This is a genomic window from Gillisia marina, assembly GCF_000258765.1.
GTDB lineage: Bacteria > Bacteroidota > Bacteroidia > Flavobacteriales > Flavobacteriaceae > Gillisia > Gillisia marina.
In genome coordinates, this window is record NZ_AJLT01000014.1 from 16831 (window position 1) to 37154 (window position 20324).

20 protein-coding genes are annotated in these 20324 nt (G+C 34.8%); 19 read left to right on the forward strand and 1 reads right to left on the reverse strand.

All coding sequences use genetic code 11. The features are described from left to right. Position 1: 1 nt before the first annotated feature. Positions 2-1309: a YaiO family outer membrane beta-barrel protein gene (locus tag ON07_RS04320; RefSeq protein WP_237708864.1), complete on the reverse strand. Its 1308-nt coding sequence runs from the start codon at positions 1307-1309 to the stop codon at positions 2-4. A gap of 603 nt (positions 1310-1912) precedes the next feature. Between ON07_RS04320 and ON07_RS04325 the strand changes: the two genes are divergently transcribed. From ON07_RS04325 to ON07_RS04410, 19 genes are all read left to right on the forward strand, one after another. Beyond that, positions 1913-2260: a DNA-binding transcriptional response regulator gene (locus ON07_RS04325; RefSeq protein WP_010228476.1), complete on the forward strand. Its 348-nt coding sequence runs from the start codon at positions 1913-1915 to the stop codon at positions 2258-2260. Continuing rightward, positions 2260-3321 carry a hypothetical protein gene (locus ON07_RS04330; protein ID WP_010228478.1) on the forward strand — a complete coding sequence of 354 codons (1062 nt, stop codon included), beginning with the start codon at positions 2260-2262 and terminating at the stop codon, positions 3319-3321. The genes ON07_RS04325 and ON07_RS04330 overlap by 1 nt, the downstream gene beginning before the upstream one ends. 13 nt (positions 3322-3334) lie before the next feature. Further along, positions 3335-4780, forward strand: coding sequence for a glycosyltransferase family 2 protein (locus ON07_RS04335; RefSeq protein WP_010228480.1), 1446 nt, complete (start codon positions 3335-3337; stop codon positions 4778-4780). A 358-nt stretch (positions 4781-5138) separates the two neighbouring features. Continuing rightward, positions 5139-6542 (forward strand): NAD-dependent succinate-semialdehyde dehydrogenase, encoded by a 1404-nt coding sequence (locus ON07_RS04340; protein ID WP_010228483.1) that lies wholly within the window; start codon positions 5139-5141, stop codon positions 6540-6542. Between the two features lie 156 nt (positions 6543-6698). Continuing rightward, positions 6699-7331: a Crp/Fnr family transcriptional regulator gene (locus tag ON07_RS04345; protein WP_010228485.1), complete on the forward strand. Its 633-nt coding sequence runs from the start codon at positions 6699-6701 to the stop codon at positions 7329-7331. A 78-nt stretch (positions 7332-7409) separates the two neighbouring features. Further along, complete coding sequence (locus ON07_RS04350; RefSeq protein ID WP_010228488.1) at positions 7410-8210, forward strand: sulfite exporter TauE/SafE family protein; 801 nt, start codon at positions 7410-7412, stop codon at positions 8208-8210. A gap of 5 nt (positions 8211-8215) precedes the next feature. Next, positions 8216-8593 (forward strand): rhodanese-like domain-containing protein, encoded by a 378-nt coding sequence (locus ON07_RS04355; RefSeq protein ID WP_237708865.1) that lies wholly within the window; start codon positions 8216-8218, stop codon positions 8591-8593. A gap of 37 nt (positions 8594-8630) precedes the next feature. Beyond that, the gene (locus ON07_RS04360) at positions 8631-9248 is read left to right on the forward strand and encodes a class I SAM-dependent methyltransferase (RefSeq protein ID WP_010228492.1); all 618 of its coding nucleotides are present in this window, start codon (positions 8631-8633) and stop codon (positions 9246-9248) included. A 63-nt stretch (positions 9249-9311) separates the two neighbouring features. After that, entirely contained in the window at positions 9312-10886 is a 1575-nt protein-coding gene (locus tag ON07_RS04365; RefSeq protein WP_010228494.1) for a GMC oxidoreductase, read from the forward strand. A 71-nt stretch (positions 10887-10957) separates the two neighbouring features. Beyond that, on the forward strand, positions 10958-11944 hold the full coding sequence (locus ON07_RS04370; RefSeq protein ID WP_193360278.1) for a quinone oxidoreductase family protein: 987 nt from the start codon (positions 10958-10960) through the stop codon (positions 11942-11944). Positions 11945-12004: 60 nt separating this feature from the next. Beyond that, on the forward strand, positions 12005-12457 hold the full coding sequence (locus tag ON07_RS14525; protein ID WP_237708866.1) for a nitroreductase family protein: 453 nt from the start codon (positions 12005-12007) through the stop codon (positions 12455-12457). Further along, complete coding sequence (locus tag ON07_RS17015) at positions 12438-12698, forward strand: nitroreductase family protein (protein WP_237708867.1); 261 nt, start codon at positions 12438-12440, stop codon at positions 12696-12698. The genes ON07_RS14525 and ON07_RS17015 overlap by 20 nt, the downstream gene beginning before the upstream one ends. 288 nt (positions 12699-12986) lie before the next feature. Continuing rightward, positions 12987-13883 carry a sterol desaturase family protein gene (locus tag ON07_RS04380; protein ID WP_010228498.1) on the forward strand — a complete coding sequence of 299 codons (897 nt, stop codon included), beginning with the start codon at positions 12987-12989 and terminating at the stop codon, positions 13881-13883. A gap of 15 nt (positions 13884-13898) precedes the next feature. Next, a complete protein-coding gene (locus ON07_RS04385) occupies positions 13899-15233 on the forward strand; it encodes an MBL fold metallo-hydrolase (RefSeq protein WP_010228499.1) in 1335 nt (444 codons plus the stop codon). Positions 15234-15435: 202 nt separating this feature from the next. Beyond that, a complete protein-coding gene (locus tag ON07_RS04390; RefSeq protein ID WP_010228501.1) occupies positions 15436-15921 on the forward strand; it encodes an acetyl-CoA carboxylase biotin carboxyl carrier protein subunit in 486 nt (161 codons plus the stop codon). A gap of 64 nt (positions 15922-15985) precedes the next feature. Next, the gene (accC, locus tag ON07_RS04395; RefSeq protein ID WP_010228503.1) at positions 15986-17428 is read left to right on the forward strand and encodes an acetyl-CoA carboxylase biotin carboxylase subunit; all 1443 of its coding nucleotides are present in this window, start codon (positions 15986-15988) and stop codon (positions 17426-17428) included. Positions 17429-17564: 136 nt separating this feature from the next. Further along, on the forward strand, positions 17565-19109 hold the full coding sequence (locus ON07_RS04400; protein WP_010228505.1) for an acyl-CoA carboxylase subunit beta: 1545 nt from the start codon (positions 17565-17567) through the stop codon (positions 19107-19109). 26 nt (positions 19110-19135) lie between these two features. After that, a complete protein-coding gene (locus tag ON07_RS04405) occupies positions 19136-19660 on the forward strand; it encodes a DinB family protein (protein WP_010228507.1) in 525 nt (174 codons plus the stop codon). A 106-nt stretch (positions 19661-19766) separates the two neighbouring features. Then, positions 19767-20324, forward strand: coding sequence for a YeeE/YedE family protein (locus tag ON07_RS04410; protein ID WP_010228508.1), 558 nt, complete (start codon positions 19767-19769; stop codon positions 20322-20324).

The following is a 20324-nucleotide window of genomic DNA, read 5'->3' on the forward strand; positions in this document are numbered from 1 at the left end:
CTTAAAACCTTTTGGTAATGCCTGCGCCAATAGTTAATTGATAGCCTTTTTCACCTAATTTATATTCCTGATTTTCAGCACCTACATCTATAGAAAGAATAGTTGTTTTCTTTATAGACTTTCTATAGCCTAAACTAATATTACTGGACTTTAGATCTTCTTGTTTAATCGTTCCAATAATTTCATCTTCATCATTAAATAGGATATAATTTTCAGGCCTATCTGGAGAAAGTCCGGTTCCTATTTTGAAGCTCAAGAAATCATCTGCACCGGCTAAATAATACCTTACGGTAAGAGAAATAGATTTAGATAGCGAGTTATTAGAGGGCGTTAAATAGGTTCTTAAATTAAACCAATAGTTACTGTAATACTTACCAATTGCTGCAGTATAGATCCAAGTAGATTTGCTAAAACTTAGAAATCTAAACCCGGCATCAGCTTCAAAGGATTTTGGGAGATTGGCATATAGAGAAAATCCGGCACGATACCTCGGGAAGATCCCTCCATTTTCTGAAATTCCCCCACTTACGTATGCATAAAAAGTGTCTGATATTCTAGGGTACGCATCTACTTCAAACTGTATTCCATTCCTAGTAAATCTATTTGCGTAATTAAATCTTGCTGTTACCGAGCCTATTGGAGTTGCTCTTCCATAACTAATACTTGCCAAATGCCAAGGGTCGCTAAAACGTTCGTCGAAATAAACAAAATCATAATCAACCCCGATTTGATTTTTTGAAGAAAGATTCTTAATTGTCTGGCTAAAAGCTCTGGCTTCAGAATAATTAGGGTAAAAGCCCAGTAGGTCGTCTAGCGTATTATTAGCTTCAGCAAATCGTTCGAGGTTATTTAAAATTTTAGCCTTCAGCATCATTAGACCTTTAGAATCCTGATTTCGTAGAATTCCCGGTTCTATAATCTCTAAGGCTTTCTCGGGATTATCATTCCAATATTCTAAATACCCATATGCTAAATGTGCATCTTCGTATCCGGGACTTTTTGTTATAACTCTCTCGAATTCTTTTCTTGCCAACTCTACTTCGTCCGTCCAAGTATAAAGTCTGCCAAGAAAAATTCTAATATCGGCGTAATCAGGACTTTTTTCGAGAGCTTGTTTTGTAATTCTAATAGCCTTAGGATAATCATCTTCATCGAAAGCAGCGGTTCTTGCATTTATAAATAACTCGTCTGCCGATAAGGTGTCTTGAGCCATACTATTGGTTATAGTGAGCACGAAGAGCAAAACGATACTATAAAATTGAAGTGATTTTGGGGACTGTAACTTCAGGTTAAGTAGGGGATTTATCACAAATTTGGTTTTAGGGTATTAAAATCTAAATGTAACAGTTTTCTCAATATATTACTAGATTAGTTAAAAGCTAATAAAAAACAAAAATATATAATTAGCAACCTATCAAAAAATTAGTAATCAATTTATAATAATAAAAACCTCACCTTAAGCTGTAAAGTAGAATTAAAACCTCGAAGTAAATCCACAGAATAAATTCCAAATCTTAGAGAAGGTATTAGCTAGCGTTAAATAGGCAAACATTTTTTAATTGATACCTCTGTGCGTGATGATTTTTATTTCTAAATAATGATATATAAAGGTTTAATTGAAACTTGATAAGCAAATGCAAATACTTAGCAAATAGGCTAATAATTAAAATTTTTATATTTTTCAGAATTATTTAAACCTGAATATCATTTTCATCGTATATGTATATTAGATAAAATCTAGAGACTTTATATTATTTTAATAAAAATTATATTTTTTTATAAAAGTCTTATTACAATAACATTACATTTAACCCGAATTATAATTACTGCTTATAAAGAAAAATTACTGATTGCCCATTAAAAGCCCTATGATGCCCCTATTGATTGATTATTTATTAATCAACCTTTCCTAATGCGAAAGGCGCTGGTTATACAGGAGGATATTATTATCCTTAAAATTTTAGAACGGTTGGTAATGTTAAATCATTATGAATGTAGAGCAATACGCTCTATAAATGATTTAAACATCGAAGATCAATCTGCAAATTTTGATATCATAATATCTGATATTCTATTTGACGGAATAGCGCCATTAGATTTTGTATTCCAAATTCAAGAAATTATTCTTCATCAATCTTTGATAATTGTTACCAATATGGGACAAAAAAATATTCAAAGAGAGGTGCTCGCTTCAGATAAAGTGAATGGTTTTTTCGCGATTCCTTTAGATATGGACAATATTAAAAAGTTGATAGCATAATGGAAGCGATAATCTTAAAGATCATAATTAAGTCTTTACTGGTTATTATGCTAATAGTATATGGCTCTATTGCCTTTACAATGCTATATAGAAAATGGCGTAAAAAACACTTAAATCTTATAGAAGACACTTTTGCAAATGTAACTTCTATGTATCTCTATCCAAACCCAAACGAAGAGCCTGATTTAATAAAAATTCAGCGTACGTTTAGAAATTTAGGTATTGTTCCATCCAAACCTAGAAATGTTCAATACTTAATAGATCTAATGATACGCACACAACGATCTATTCTTGGCGAGAACTACACAAAATTAAAGACGCTTTTTACTCAAATCCCACCCTATGGCGCTTCTGCAAATAAACTTAATAGCAGGAAGTGGTATATCAAGGCTCGGGGGATACGGGAAATCTATGAGATGAATCAAAACCAATACACAAGAGACCTTATTAAGCTTCGAAACGATTCTAACATTTATGTAAGAAGGGAAGCTCAAATAGGCTTGGTTATATTTTTAGGTTGGAAAAGTCTTCGATTATTACCTTATCTAAAAAGGCAAATGACTTTATGGCAACAAATTAAGATCGTTGAAAAATTGAAGGATCTTTATCCAGAACCGGATTTAGCATATTTAAGAAAAGCATATGAAAGTGATAAACCTTATGCTATTGGGTTAATTATGAGGATTATTAGAAAATTTAATTTACAGGAAGATGTACATTATATAATTCAATTTTTAGATAATCAAAAATTCGATATTCGGGAATGTGCACTTTATTGTATCTCATCATTTTCTTTAAACAATGATCAATTAGGAGAAATAAAGGAAAAATTTTATAATATTAGCAATGTGGAGCAAAAGCTTCAACTATTAAAATATATTCAAAAGATTTCTTATGAAATTGATTTGCCGTTTTATAAAAATCTTTTATATAATGGTAATGATATTATAAAACTTAGTGTTGCAGATATTTTATGGAATAATGGCTATAAAGAAGAAGTACAAGAATACTATTACCAGCAGTATGCAATGCAAAACGATGGAGAAAAAGTACCAGTTTAAATTTCAATTTTAAATGGAATTTGATCTTTCTTACTATATCTACTGGACTCTAAATTATTTTTTCTTATTCTATGGATTAACTCTAGTTGCTCTTTATTTCTTTGCTATAATTTTATCAAACAGATCTGTAACCAGAAATAAGCGAAAAGCGAGGTTTTTACAAGTAAATGATATAGTTAGTGCAACGGATATTCCCTCTATAACCTTGATTGCACCAGCTTATAATGAAGGACAAACTATAGTAGAAAATGTAAAATCACTATTAGCACTACAATATCCTTTCTACGAACTTATAGTGGTAAATGATGGTAGTACAGATAATACCTTAGATCTGTTAATAGCTAAATACGATTTGGAGTCATTCGATTCTACATTTATAACGCAACCAATTCCAACCGCAACCGTTAATAAAATTTATAAAAGCAGGAAGCTTCAGTATAAGCAGCTTACGGTTATTGATAAAAACAACGGAGGAAAATCTGATGCCAATAATGCAGGGATCAACTTTGCAAGTACAGAACTAGTGCTTTTTACAGATGCCGATTGTATTATCGAGCAGGACTCACTTTTAAAAATGGTACGACCTTATCTAGAAGAATCCGAACAGGAGGTGATAGCTTGTGGTGCAGCTATTGGAATTATAAATGACTCTGTGGTTAAGAATGGAGTTGTTGTAGAATTGAAGCTTCCCAAAAATCTTATACCAATGATCCAGGTAGTAGAATATATTCGAGCATTCCTTTTAGGGAGAATGGCTTGGAGTGAGATAAATGGTGTAATGCTTGTGTCCGGTGCTTTTGGATTATATGCAAGAAACCGAATTATAGAAGTAAATGGCTTTAACATAAATACAGTTGGAGAAGATTTAGAGTTGGGTATTCGTTTAAGGAAGCATATGGAAGATATTAAAGTGCCTTATAAGATGGTTTACATACCCGAAACACTTTGTTGGACAGAAGCTCCTAATAATACAGAAGTCTTAATCAAGCAACGTGATAGGTGGGCAAGAGGTCTATGGGAAACCATGGCACTTCATAAAGATTTGTTTTTTAATAGGAAATATCGGGATATGGGTATGTTTTATTACCCATACTGGATGTTTTTTGAACTAGGAGCCCCAATTGTAGAATTTCTGGGGATACTAAGTTTAATAGTATTTGGCCTTCTGGGACTTATAAATTGGAATATGGCTATTTTACTATTTACCTGCGTGTATTTATTAGGATGTATTTTCTCTACCATATCCATCTTTATTTATGTCAAAAATTTTAAACATTACGATTCGGGGAAAGAGGTTATCGAACTTTTGCTAGCTGCTTATCTCGAACCATTCTTTTACCATCCTTTGTTAGTTTTAGGGCAAGTTCAAGGATATTATAAGAAGATCTTTGGAGTAAAATCTGTTTGGGGCAATATGAAAAGAAAGGGATTTAAAACCCTTCCGGAGGATAAAATATAACTAGATGCTTTTTGCCACATTTCTACTTGCGTATTTTCAGGATATTTGGAAAACTAAATACTCTGTTATTTTTAAAACACTTATACAATTTTAGGAGAATAGAACTCTAGTGCTAATTTAGCGTCCAAGCCCATTAGCTTACGCTTATTAAAGTCTCAAAAATTAGTCTGATTTCTATTCTTTTTAAAAAAGTAAATCTTTCAGAAGCACTAGTTATTAAAAATAAATGATTCATCAATTGTTAAATCAGTATTAATTCTATTGCTGAAATAAATGTTTAACGTGGGTTTAAGAGCCTTCCATAAGTCTTTGTGTAATTTTAAAAGGAGAGAATTATTCACGTAAAAACATTTTTAAAATGGCTACAAATAAAGACAAAAAGCAAGAATCCTTAGAAACTATAAATCCTGCAACCGGGGAAAAAATTAAATCATATCCTTTAATGACAGATAAGGAAACTGATGATGCTGTAAAAAAGTGTCATAAAGCTTTTACAAGTTGGGGTTTAAAACCGGCAGAAGAGAGAGCCAAGGTGATTAAGAATTTGGGGAAGAGTTTAGCAAAGCATAAAGATGAATTAGCGAAACTAATGACTCAGGAAATGGGAAAGCTAGTTTCTCAAAGCCATGATGAAGTTGAATTATGTGTAGGGATTTGTGATTGGACTGCAGAAAATGGCCCTAAGGAACTAAAATCAGATGAGCGTGAGCTTCCAGATGGAGGGAAAGGTTATGTTACTTACGCACCAATGGGTGTTATATATGGAATTCAGCCATGGAATTTCCCAACTTATCAAGTAATACGTTATTCAATAGCTAATTTGATGGCTGGTAACGGAGTTCTTCTTAAACACGCTGAGAATGTTATGGGTTCTGCTTTATTAATTGAAAAGATATTTAAGGATGGAGGCTTACCTGAAGATTTATTTACAGTTTTGAGAATAACACATGATCAGTCTGATAAAATTATCGAACATGAGCTTGTACGTGGTGTTACATTAACAGGAAGTCCGGAAGCAGGCAAAATCATAGGTGAGAAAGCAGGTAAGAATCTTAAAAAGACAGTTTTGGAATTGGGATCTAACGATGCGTATTTAGTATTAGAAGATGCAGATCTAGAATTAGCTGTTGAAAAATGTGTAGAAGGACGTCTTTATAACAATGGTGAAACCTGTGTAGCTGCGAAGCGCTTTATTGTTGTGGATGCAGTTTTCGAAGATTTTAAAAAAGCATTTGTTTCTGAAATGGATAAAATTAAAGCCGGAGACCCAACCAAAGAAGATAGTGATATAGGGCCGATGGCTCGTAAGGATCTACGTGAGAAATTACACGATCAAGTTTCTAAAAGTGTGAAAAATGGTGCTGAAATTCTATGTGGAGGAAAAATTCCTGATGGTAAAGGATATTATTACCCTGCAACTGTTCTAGGGAATGTAAAACCGGGTCAGCCGGCTTACGATGACGAATTATTTGGGCCTGTTGCTTCGCTTATTCATGCTAAAGATGATGAAGATGCAATGCGAATTGCAAATGACAGTAGATTTGGTCTGGGTGGAGGAATTTTCTCGAAAAATGAGAAAAAAGCAATAGAACTGGCGAGCAAACATTTTGATACCGGAATGGTATTTATTAATTCTTTTGGGCTGGCACAACCAAATATGCCATTTGGTGGAGTTAAAAACTCCGGATACGGGAGAGAACATGGAGGTTTTGGATTGCATGAATTTGTAAATGCAAAAGCTGTGATGGTATTGAAAAACTAAACAGAATTTTTTTAGATATAAGAAAAAGAGGTTGATATAATATATCAGCCTTTTTCATTTTTAGGAATGAAATCATCAAAAGATGCTTCAATAGCGAGACTAATTTTATTGAATTCTAAAATTAAATCTTAATTTTAATCATTCAGAAATTATAACATGATCCAAGAGATAGAAGATGCTTATTCATTTGTTTTTGAAAAGGAACTACTTCAGGAAATTTCCGAAGTAGGAAACCTTAAAACGTTTGATGAAAATGATAGAATCATAGAAATTGGAGATCATGTAACTTCTATGCCTTTGCTTTTAAATGGAGCAATTAAAATTTTAAGGGAAGATAAAGAAGGAGATGAACTCCTTTTATACTTTTTAGAACGCGGCGATACCTGTGCCATGACGCTTTCTTGCTGCCTAGGTCATACTAAAAGTGAAATCCGCGCAGTTGCCGAAATGGAAACAAGTTTGGTGATGATTCCTATTGAAAAGATGGAGGAATGGACATCGAAATATAAAAGTTGGAGAAATTTTGTCTTTGAAAGTTATCACTCAAGACTTTCAGAAATGTTAGATACCATAGACACCATTGCATTTTTAAACATGGATGAGCGTTTGCTGAAGTATTTACGAGATAAGGCAAAAATAAATCAGAATGAAATTGTACAAATAACGCATCAGCAAATCGCATACGATTTGCATACTTCCAGAGTAGTGATTTCTAGATTACTAAAAAAGTTGGAATTAAAAGGAAAAATTAGCTTACAACGAAACAGCATCCAAGTAATAGATTTATAAACTAAATATCCTATGTAACCAATGTTACTGTACACGTTTTATGAGAAGGATACTTTTGCTTCAGCTTAAATTTTAAAAATGGGTTTATTAGAAATTCTTGGTTATTTTGGTGCATTAGTAATTGGGTTGGTTCTTGGTTTAATAGGTGGCGGAGGCTCTATACTTACCGTGCCAATTTTAGTTTACTTGCTAGCTATAAATCCTATAACTGCTACCGCATATTCACTCTTCGTAGTAGGAATAACTTCCCTAGTTGGGGCAATTAAAAATTTTAAAAGAAAATTAGTAGATTTTAGGACAGCTTTTGTATTTGCAGTTCCTGCATTTATAGCTGTATACCTTACTCGAATGTATTTGGTACCCGCAATTCCAGATCATTTGTTCAATATTTTTGGATTGGAAATAACCAAGAATATAGGAATCATGTTGTTCTTTGCAATTATTATGGTGGTTTCAGCAATCTCCATGATACTCGATAAAAATGGGGATAATGATATAGATGGAAAAGTAACATATAATTATCCGCTAATAGTTATTGAAGGAGTTGGAGTAGGATTGCTAACCGGGATTGTGGGAGCAGGTGGAGGTTTCTTGATTATTCCGGCTTTGGTGTTACTCGCAAAGCTTCCTATGAAAAAGGCGGTGGCAACTTCACTTTTAATTATTGCAATTAAATCTTTAATTGGTTTTATTGGAGATATTCAGAATATGGAGATCGATTGGATATTTCTGTTAATTTTCTCCGGACTTTCCATAATTGGTATTTTCGCAGGAATTTATTTGAGTAAATTTATTGATGGTAAAAAATTAAAGAAATCCTTCGGCTGGTTTGTTCTGGTAATGGGAGTTTATATAATCTGGAAAGAATTAAGTAAATAAAAGATATGTCTAAACTAAAAATATTGATTATTATGGGTTTTTTCACATCCCTCTTTGGGCTTAAAGCACAAACATCTGAACATATTAAAGTACTTGATGTTACAGAATTTAAAGAACATATAAGTGATAAAAAGGTTGTTTTAATAGATGTAAGAACTCCTTCTGAGTTTAACGATGGAAATATCAAAAATTCTGAAAACATCGATTTCTATGATCGCGATTTTTCGAATTGTTTTTCCAATTTTAAAAAGGACGAACCTATCTATGTTTATTGTCATAGTGGTGGGAGAAGCAATAAAGCTGCAAAAATGTTAGCTAAATTAGGCTTTACTAAGATTTATGATCTAAAAGGTGGATATACAGCTTGGAAATCGCAATGTTAGTAGGGTTTTAAATGTATTGTAAATCTACAGGAACATTATGGAAGATAAAAAGAAGCATTGGGAAACTATTTATACTACTAAAAAATTAGAGGAAGTTAGCTGGTATCAACGGAAGCCCCAGCCATCTTTAAAATATATAGCAATGTTCGATTTGCCTAAGTCGGCAAGGATTATAGATGTAGGTGGAGGAGATAGTTTTTTGGTAGATATTTTACTTGCTTTAGGTTACACGAATATTACAGTTTTAGATATTTCTGAAAAAGCTATTGATAGAGCTAAAACTAGACTAGGAAGGAAAGCCGATGAGGTAACATGGATCATATCAGATATAACTTCTTTTGAACCTGATGCTCAATATGATTTATGGCATGATCGGGCGGTTTTACATTTTTTAACTTCAGAAGTTGAAATAGAAAAGTACAAGCAAATTCTGGAAAATTCGATTGCTTTAGGTGGAAAAGTAATTATAGGTACTTTTTCTAAAGATGGCCCAACGAAATGTAGTGGTATAGAAATAAAACAATATTCTAAGGCCGATTTATCTCAATTTCTTTCAGCTAACTTCAAAACGCTCGATTGCGAAAATATAGATCATAGCACTCCTTCTAATACATCACAAAACTTTACTTTTTGCCAGTTTCAGAAGATAAAGTAAATCCGTTTTAATTTCTTTTTGAACATTTCTATATCTTTCTATTTTTAAAATAGAAACTATTTCATGCCTTATGATTACGATTATATTATTATAGGAAGCGGTTTTGGCGGTTCTGTGAGTGCCTTGCGACTTTCTGAAAAGGGTTACAAAGTTTTGGTAATAGAGAAAGGTAAATGGTATACTTCTAAAGATTTTGCAAAAACCAATTGGAACCTTCGGAAATGGTTATGGATGCCGGGTCTGCGATTCTTCGGCATTATGAAACTCAGTATTTTTAAACATGTCGCCGTGATTTCCGGTACTGGCGTTGGAGGCGGCTCGCTTGTTTATGCTAATACCTTACCCATTCCAAAATCAGCATTTTTTAAAACAGGTAGTTGGAAAGCCTTGGAAAATTGGGAAGATACATTACAACCCTTTTACAGGTTAGCATTACAAATGCTAGGAGCAACTAAAAACCCAAAACTTTTTGATGCTGATCTTGCTTTGGAGTCAATTTCTAAAGATCTTGGAAAAGAGCAAGATTTTGAAAAACCAAACGTGGCAGTTTATTTTGGCGAAAAAGGTAAAACTACAAGCGATCCTTATTTTAATGGCAAAGGTCCCGATAGAACTGGTTGCATTTTTTGTGGAGCTTGCATGACGGGTTGTAGACATAATGCTAAAAATACCCTGGATAAAAATTATTTGTATTTAGCCCAAAATCTTGGCGCTACTATTTTAGCCGAAAATGAAGTTTATGATGTGACCCCTTTAATAACTAAAAATGAATCTGATTCGGGATATATTGTTCATGTAAAATCCAGCACTAAATTATTTGCCTCAAAAAAGAAATATACCGCGAAAGCTGTTATTTTTTCAGGAGGTATTTTAGGTACAATCAAATTACTTTTAAAACTGAAATTGAAATCGTTGCCTAAATTATCTGATAAGTTAGGAGACGATATTAGGACAAATAACGAAACGCTGATTAGTGTTTCTACTTTAGATAAAAGTAAGGATATGTCTAAGGGAGTCGCTATTGGCAGTTTACTGCATACAGATGATAATAGCCATTTAGAAGTAGTTAGATATTCCAAAGGTTCCGGGTTTTGGAAGATATTGCATTTGCCTTATGTAACAGGGAAGAATCCGGCTGTAAGAGTATTGAAAATCTTCACAAAATTTGTTAGTGCTCCCTGGACATATTTTAAAATTTATGTTTTGAATAGTTGGTCTAAAAGCACCAGTGTTTTGCTTTTTATGCAAACCTTGGATAGTACCATAAAATTTAAAAGAAATCGGATCTTTGGAATGTCTACAAGTATTAGCACCGGGAAAAAGCCGAGTTCAGATATCCCCGAATCTAAATTTTTAACCGAAAAATTCAGTAAAAAAGTGAATGGGAAAGCTACCTCTTTTGCTTTAGAGGCCTTAGCGGGAATCCCTACTACGGCACATATTTTAGGAGGAGCGGTTATGGGAGCAAATTTCGAAGAAGGAGTTATAAATAAGGACAATGCAGTCTATGGTTATCCAAATATGTATATTATAGATGGATCAATGATTTCTGCGAATCCAGGGGTCAATCCATCGCTTTCCATTACTGCAATAGCAGAACGAGCAATGTCTAAAATTCCTAATAAAAAGTTGTCTTAAGAGTTAGCAATTCTTACTTATTCTTGTTATTATAGACTTCAATATAGTTGTCTAAAGCGTAAAATTAAACTATGCAAAATTTAAAAATGAATGCCCTAACATTCTCAGAATTTGGTACTGCAGAAGTGTTGGAATATAAAACCTTGCCAACGCCAACGATAGATACCGGGGAAGTCTTGGTTAAAATGAAGGCGATAGGCTTGAACTATGCCGATATTTACAGGCGAAAAGGAAATTATCATTTAAAAGGAAATTCCCCATATATAGCAGGATATGAAGGTGCTGGAGAAGTAATTGCTACTAAATCTTCTAAATACGAAATAGGCGACCGGGTAGCTTTTACAGATGTGCCATATGCAAATGCAGAGTATGTGAATGTACCAGAATCTCAAGTAATAGCGCTTCCAGATGCCATAACTTACGATGTGGCTGCTTCGGTTTTACTTCAAGGCCTTACGGCTCATTATCTTTCTGAAGATTCTCATAATGTTAAGAAAGCCGAGATAGTCTTGATTCATGCTGCCTCAGGTGGCGTTGGGCAAATCCTTACTCAAATATGTAAAATGAAAGAGGCTATCGTTATTGGAATGAGTAGGAGTGAGGCAAAATTGAAAGTTATCTCACGTCATAACGCAAATCATAGTGTCCTTTTAGATGATAAATGGACGAATAAAGTGTTGGATATTACAAAAGGGGTCGGTGTAGATGTGGTTTACGATAGTGTAGGTGTTACACTGCAAAAGAGTTTTGAGGTTACTAGAGAAAAAGGTCATGTTGTATTTTACGGAATGAGTGGTGGAGATCCCGCCCCCGTAGATCCTCGGATGCTTATGGATACTAGCAAAACCCTAAGTGGTGGAGATCTTTGGAGTTATATTACAACGCATGAAGAAAGAAACAAGAGAGCTTCAATTTTATTCGATTGGATTTTGAATGATAAGCTTAAACTTGAAGAGCCTGTCCGATTTAAGCTTTCTGAAGGAAAAGCAGCACATGAGTTTTTTGAAGCTGGGAAAAGTTCTGGTAAAATATTATTGATTCCGGATAGTGAGTTTTAAGTCTTACAGTAATACTTTAGAGTTTTAAAGTTGCATTATTAAAGTGAAATTTTCATTTATATGAATCCAGACCAGCATAAAATCGTTAACGGTTACAAACATAGCTTACATAAAACAGCATCTTTTTCAGAAGTTAAAATGAAAGAAAACAGTCAGGAGTTTTATAAATGGCTGGATACAAGACGTTCTGTAAGAGATTTTTCAGATCAAGAAGTGCCAAGAGAAGTGATAGAGAATATCATAATGTCGGCTTCTACAGCTCCTTCCGGTGCACATAAACAACCTTGGACTTTTTGTGCCATCTCCAATCAGGAAATAAAATCGAAGATCAGGGAAGCTGCCGAAGTGGAGGAAAAGCAGAATTATACCGGGAGAATGAGCGAGACATGGCTAAAGGATCTTGCGTCTCTTGGTACTACGATGGAAAAACCATTTTTAGAGGAAGCGCCATGGCTTATTGTAGTTTTTAAAAGAGCTTACGAAATGGAGAACGATGGATCTAAAAAAAAATAACTACTACGTAAATGAATCTGTAGGGATTGCTTGTGGAATGCTTATTTCGGCTATTCATAACGCCGGCTTGGTTACCTTAACTCATACGCCTAGTCCTATGAATTTTTTAACCAAAGTACTTAACAGGCCGGAAAATGAGAGAGCTTTTTTGTTATTGCCTGTGGGTTATGCCAAACAACCGGCTTATGTGCCGGATATAGAAAGAAAAGCACTAGAAGCAGTCGCCGTTTTTTATGACTAAGTTCTTTTAAGAGTTATAAGCATATCCGTTTAGACACCTAACTTAAGTTTTTGTCAACTTGAGTCTTTCGACTTCGCTCAAGACAAGCTAAAGTCGAAAGATCAAACAAAAACGTCTCGACTGCGCTCGACGTGACAATTTTAGTTATGATTTGACTATTAGGCGCTTTAAAGGTCAAGCATAAAAAAATAAATCAATTTCGGTTATCATAAAATAAATAGAACTGTAACAAATGTTACTTCCTTAACTTCTTCAAATGACTATTTTTGCGAAGTGAATTATTAAAAATTGGAGAAGTACTTAAAAATAATACAAGAATCATTCTCGGGATATTTTAATTATCTCGTTCAGGAAATATTAAATCCGTCATGGACTAATTATTTTTACTGGCTCATTGGATTGTCACTTTTAGTGTGGATTCTGGAAGTGTTAATTCCATGGAGAAAGAATCAATCGGCTTTTAGAAAAGGTTTCTGGCTAGATTCATTTTATATTCTATTTAATTTTTTCCTCTTTTCTCTTATTGGATATAATGCGCTTTCTAATGTTGGCGTAGAGCTTTTTAATGATTTTCTGGGCTTATTTGGGATCGAAAATCTGGTAGCCATCAACATTCAGAATTTCCCAGCTTGGGCACAGTTATTAATCATGTTTATTATTGCTGATTTCATTCAGTGGAATATACACAGGCAATTACATAGAAGACCGTGGTTGTGGGAATTTCATAAAGTGCATCATAGCGTTAAAGAAATGGGGTTCGCTGCGCAATTCAGGTTTCATTTTATGGAAACCATCGTATATAAAACAATTCAATATATCCCTTTGGCCATGATTGGCTTTGGGATTCAGGAGTTCTTTATAGTGCATATGTTCGCTGTATTTGTAGGGCATCTAAATCATGCGAATGTAGGATGGAGCTATGGCATCTTCGGATATGTTTTCAATAACCCAAAAATGCATATCTGGCATCATTCAAAAGAATTACCCAAAGAACATCCTTACGGCATGAACTTCGGCTTAACATTAAGTATTTGGGATTACATATTTAAAACGGCATATATTCCGAAGAGCGGGAAAAATATAGAAATAGGATTTAAAGGGGATGAAGATTTTCCAGAAGATTTTGGCAATCAGTTACTATTTCCATTTAAACATCATAATAAACCAATTCAAGAAAATAAATAACAAATACGTAGTACAATGAAAGTAAAACAATTTAATGATGAAGCTTTAGCTCATTATTCCTACGCAATTGTAAGTAACGGAAAAATGGCTGTAGTAGATCCAAGTAGGGACCCAATGCCATATTACAAATATGCAGAACAAGAGAACGCGCAAATAGCAGCGATTTTTGAAACGCACCCACATGCCGATTTTGTGAGTAGTCATCTTCAAATAAGCCAAGAGACAGGTGCCGATATTTATGTGAGTAAATTATTAGGCGCAGATTACGATCATAAAACCTTCGATGATGGTGATTCTTTCGCAATGGGAGCCGTTAATTTTAAAGCCTTAAATACCCCCGGACATTCTCCAGATAGTATTACCATTATTGCTGGAGAGGGTAAGGAAACGATACTTTTTACTGGTGATACATTATTTATAGGGAATGTGGGTAGACCGGACTTACGTGAGAATGCCGGGAATATGACTGCTAAGCGAGTAGAGCTTGCAAAAGATATGTACCATAGCATTCAAAATAAATTTACAGATCTTCCAGATGATGCCATAGTTTATCCTGCTCATGGTGCCGGTTCTTTATGCGGAAAAAATATGAGTACTGATTCTTCTAGCACGCTTGGAAACGAGCGTCAAGGGAATTGGGCATTTCAAGAACAAACCGAAGCTGAATTTGTAGAAGAAATTTTGAAAGATCAGCCATTTATACCCTCTTATTTTGGTTTCAATGTAGATATTAATAAAGAAGGAGCTGTAAATGTAAATCTGGCTAAAGGAATAGAGTTAAGATTGAATGTTTCTCAACTGGATCCTAGTGTCTTAATTGTAGACGCAAGGCATCAAGAAAAATATAAAAAAGATCACTTACCAAATAGCATTAATATTATGGCAAGTTCTCCTAAGCAAAAATTTGAAACCTGGTTAGGAGCCATTGTTCAACCAAATGAAGCTTTTTACTTGGTTGTTGAAAGTGTAGATGATATTGAAGAGTTAATTAGTAGAGTTGTAAAAATAGGTTATGAGAAGCAATTAAAAGCGATAGTAACCTTAGCCGAAGATGTATCCACAACTTCAGATGTATTAGATCTTAATGATTTCAAGAATAATCTTGACAATTACACTATTGTAGATATTAGAAATGAAGGTGAAATTGCAGATGGCAAGATCTTTGAGAATGCAATAGCATCTCCTTTAAACGATCTGAGAGATAATCTTAATGCAATTCCAACAGATAACCCAATTGTTGTTCATTGTGCCGGAGGATATCGATCTGCAGCCGGGAGCAGTATTTTAGAAAATGAATTTAAGAATACGAAAATCTATGACCTTAGCGATGCAATAAACGATTTTAAATAATGATAATATAAAAATGAAATCTTTTCATTTTTAAAACTTTTTCTACCTCCAATTAGAAACTTAAAAAAGATCTCTCAGATATTTATATTTGAGGGACTTTTTGGTTTTATTAACGCATGCTTATTAATGTATTATTAAAAAATCCTTAAGCATTTTTCTATATTTACAACTTTCAAAGAAATTAGGCATTAAAAAGCGCATAATGGATAAAAAATATAAGGTAAAAGTAAACGACTCTTATGAGCATCGTTTTACCAATGATGAAATACTTTCTCTAGATACTCAATCACTCTCCAATTCTAAATTTCATGTTTTACAAAAGGAAAAATCTTTTAGTGCCGAGATCTTGGAGGCAGATTTTCTACGCAAAAATTACACAGTAAAGATAAACTCCAATACCTATAGGATAAATATCTCTAACGAGTTGGATCTTAAGATAGAGGACATGGGATTGTCTATTAATACTGCTAAACAAGTAAACGATATTAAAGCGCCCATGCCGGGTTTAATTTTAGATGTGCTGGTATCTCAAGGCTCCGAGGTTAAAGAAGGAGACTATTTGGTGGTGCTAGAAGCAATGAAAATGGAAAATACACTTACCGCACCAAGAGACGGAATAGTGAAATCTATTAGCGTGTCTAAAGGAGATGCGGTAGATAAAAATCAGTTACTTATAGAAATGGAATAATTTCTTCAAAGGAGATGTATATATATTCTGATGTAGCAATACTTTCAGAAACAATTCAAAATTCATGAAAAAAATATTAGTTGCCAATAGAGGAGAAATCGCCTTAAGAGTAATGAAGACTGCTAGAAAAATGGGGATTAAAACCCTTGCTGTTTTTTCTAAGGCAGATAGAAATGCTCCTCACGTAAAATATGCCGATGAGGCGGTATGCATTGGAGAGGCGCCTTCTAATCAATCCTATTTAATGGGAAGCAAGATTATTCAGGTTGCAAAAGAACACCAAGTAGATGCTATCCATCCAGGTTACGGTTTTTTAAGTGAAAATGCCGATTTCGCCGAGGAAGCAGAAAAGAACGGAATCACTTTTATAGGCCCGGGATCCAAAGCAATTAGAGTTATGGGAAGTAAGCTTGCAGCGAAAGATGCTGTAAAAGCGTATGATATTCCTATGGTTCCTGGGATAGATGAAGCGATCACAGACGTAGAGAAAGCCAAAGGAATAGCAAGGGAAATTGGTTTTCCAATTTTAATAAAGGCTTCTGCCGGAGGTGGAGGTAAAGGAATGCGAGTGGTTGAGAAAGAATCGGAGCTGGCAGATCAAATGAAACGAGCGATTAGTGAAGCAGAATCTGCTTTTGGAGATGGATCGGTTTTTATAGAGAAATATGTAGGTTCTCCGAGACATATCGAAATTCAGGTTCTGGCAGATACTCATGGCAATTTTGTACATCTTTTTGAGCGTGAATGCAGCATTCAAAGAAGGCACCAAAAAGTAGTGGAAGAGGCGCCATCGGTAGTTTTAGATGAAAAGCTTAGAAATGAAATGGGCGAGGCTGCCATAAAGGTTGCTAAAGCCTGCGATTATGTTGGTGTGGGAACTGTTGAATTCTTGATGGATGAAAACAAAAATTTCTACTTTTTAGAAATGAATACACGCTTACAGGTAGAACACCCGGTGACCGAACTTATTACAGGTATCGATCTAGTGGAACAACAAATAAAAGTAGCTAGAGGTGAAACCTTAGCTTTTGGTCAGGAAGACCTTAAGATAAAGGGGCATGCACTGGAACTAAGGGTTTATGCGGAAGATCCTATGGAAGATTTTATGCCGAGTGTAGGAACATTAGAAAGATATCGTACTCCAAAAGGAGAAGGGATTAGAATGGATGATGGTTTTGAAGAAGGGATGGAAGTTCCTATTTATTACGACCCAATGTTGGCTAAGTTGATTACTTACGGAAAGACTAGAGAAGAAGCTATTCAATTAATGATTTCAGCGATAGACCAATATGAAGTACAAGGAGTGCAAACAACACTGCCTTTTGGGAAGTTCGTATTCGAACATGAGGCCTTTAGAAGTGGAAATTTTGATACTCATTTTGTGAAAAAGTATTATTCAGCTGAAAAATTAGCGGATAGAATTGAAGAAGAAGCGAAACTAGCAGGTTTAATTGCATTGAAGCAATATTTAAAAGATCAACAATTAACAAGGTTGCCAAATAATTAATTATCTCGTCACCCTGAATTTATTTCAGGGTCTTTTCTATAGTTTACTTAGATGCTGAAACTTTTGAATTGTCTAGACAGCATGACGAGAAACTTGAAAGTAACTAGTTTTAAATTAAAAATTTCATAATAAAATTATGAGCAAGAAAAATATAGAGATCCTAAATAATAAAATTGCTGAAGCTCATTTAGGTGGAGGCGAAAAGCGCATTGCAAAACAACACGAAAAGAAAAAATTAACAGCCAGAGAGCGTGTAGATTATTTCTTAGATGAAGGTTCTTTTGAAGAAATTGGAATATTGGTGACTCACCGAACTACAGATTTCGGGATGGAGAAACAACAGTTCTATGGAGACGGAGTTGTTACTGGCTATGGTACCGTAAATGGAAGATTGGTGTATGTGTTTGCTCAGGATTTTACTGTTTTTGGAGGAGCACTTTCTGAAACTCATGCCGAAAAGATTTGTAAAGTGATGGATCACGCCATGAAAGTTGGAGCACCTATAATTGGGCTGAATGATTCTGGTGGAGCACGTATTCAGGAAGGAGTTCGGTCTCTTGGTGGATACGCCGATATTTTTTACCGAAATGTACAAGCGTCCGGAGTAATTCCGCAGATTTCTGCAATTATGGGACCTTGCGCAGGTGGCGCTGTTTATTCTCCGGCAATGACAGATTTTACGGTAATGGTAGAGGGAAGCAGTTATATGTTTGTAACCGGGCCTAACGTGGTAAAAACCGTTACCAATGAGGAAGTGACTTCAGAAGAATTGGGAGGCGCAAGTACCCATTCTACAAAATCTGGTGTTACTCATTTAACTTCCAATAACGATATCGCCTGCTTGGAGGATATCAAAACCTTGCTAAGTTATCTACCTCAAAATAATAAGGAAACTACAGGAAAACTTCCTTATGTGCTAACCGATGAAATAAGAGAAGGTCTGGACGAACTTATTCCGGACAGCGCCAATAAGCCTTACGACATGCACGAGGTGATAAAGGGAATTATCGATGAGGATTCATTTTTCGAGATTCATAAAGACTACGCCGATAATATTATTGTTGGTTTTGCGAGATTAGGAGGAAGGAGCATAGGTATTGTTGCCAATCAACCAATGAGTCTGGCAGGCGTTCTGGATGTAGATTCTTCAAAAAAAGCAGCTAGATTTACACGTTTTTGCGATTGTTTTAATATTCCGCTTTTGGTCTTAGTAGACGTACCGGGATTCTTACCGGGAACAGATCAAGAATGGAACGGAATCATCTTGCACGGCGCTAAGCTGTTATATGCTTTAAGTGAAGCAACGGTGCCAAGAGTAACAGTTATTACCAGAAAAGCCTATGGTGGAGCTTATGATGTGATGAATTCCAAACACATTGGAGCCGATCTTAACTTTGCATGGCCTACTGCAGAAATTGCGGTAATGGGTGCAAAAGGGGCTAGTGAGATCATCTTCAGAAAAGAAATTCAGGAGTCTGATAATCCGGAATTAAAACTTTCTGAAAAAGAAGCTGAATATGCAGAGAAATTTGCCAACCCTTTTGAAGCTGCAAAACGCGGATTTATAGATGAGGTAATTATGCCAAGGGATACCAGAAAGAAATTGCTGAAAGCTTTTAGCATGCTAGAGAAAAAGTCGGTTTTAAGAATAGATCGTAAACATGGGAATATTCCGTTATAGAATTTATTAATAAAATTTAATAGCCTATGAAATTTGATCTTGAAAAGTCTATAGAAATACTAGAAAGAACTCCAAAGGTTTTAATTTCGATGTTATCCGGTCTTTCCAGAGACTGGATAGAGAATAATGAAGGAACAGAAACTTGGAGTCCCTACGATGTGGTTGGTCATTTTATTCAAGGAGAAAAGAAAGACTGGATTCCGCGCGCTAAAATTATTTTAAGTGATGTGGGAAATAAAGAATTTGTTCCTTTTGATAGGTTTGCACAGTTTGAAGCAAGTAAAGGGAAGACACTTGTACAGTTATTAGAAGAATTTGAAAGCTTGCGAATTGCAAATATTGAAAAATTACGAGCACTAAAAATTAGGGAAGATCAATTGAAGCTGGAAGGGATACACCCGGCATTTGGAAAAGTGACTTTAGAACAATTGCTTTCTACATGGGTGGTACACGATCTAAACCATATTTCTCAAATTTCAAGAGTAATGGCTTCTCAATACAAAAAGGAAGCCGGCCCATGGAATGCATATCTTAGAATTTTAAATTCCTAAAAACGATATTTATCTTAAGTTTTTTCCATTCTTCCCGACTGTAACAAATGTTACTGTAAGCAAGACTAAAAAGTAAGTTCTTTGTTGCTAAATGAAAATATACATTATGGAATGGATTTTTGAACCTTGGCCTTGGTATGTGGCTGGTCCTTTAATAGCACTTATTATGTTTCTCCTAATTTTCGTCGGGAAACAATTCGGAATGTCTTCTAATCTTAGAACCATGTGTACCATGTGTGGCGCAGATAATGCCGCAGACTTTTTTAATTTCGATTGGAAAGCTCAGCGATGGAATTTAGTGGTGGTGGTAGGAGCAGTTATAGGTGGTTTTATTGGAGCTCACTTTTTAACTAACGATGCAGCCGTTGCTATAAATCCGGAAACTATTGCTACGCTTCAAGATCTAGGATTTAGTAGTGCAGGAAATGCCTATTTACCAGATGAATTATTTAGCATAGATGCTTTATTGAATATGAAGTCTTTAGCCATCCTTTTAATTGGAGGTTTGCTTATTGGTTTTGGAGCTAGATACGCAGGAGGTTGTACTTCTGGACATGCTATATCTGGATTAAGCAATTTGCAATTACCTTCGTTAATTGCGGTAATCGGATTTTTTATTGGTGGACTTTTTATGATCCATGTTTTATTCCCTTTAATATTTTAG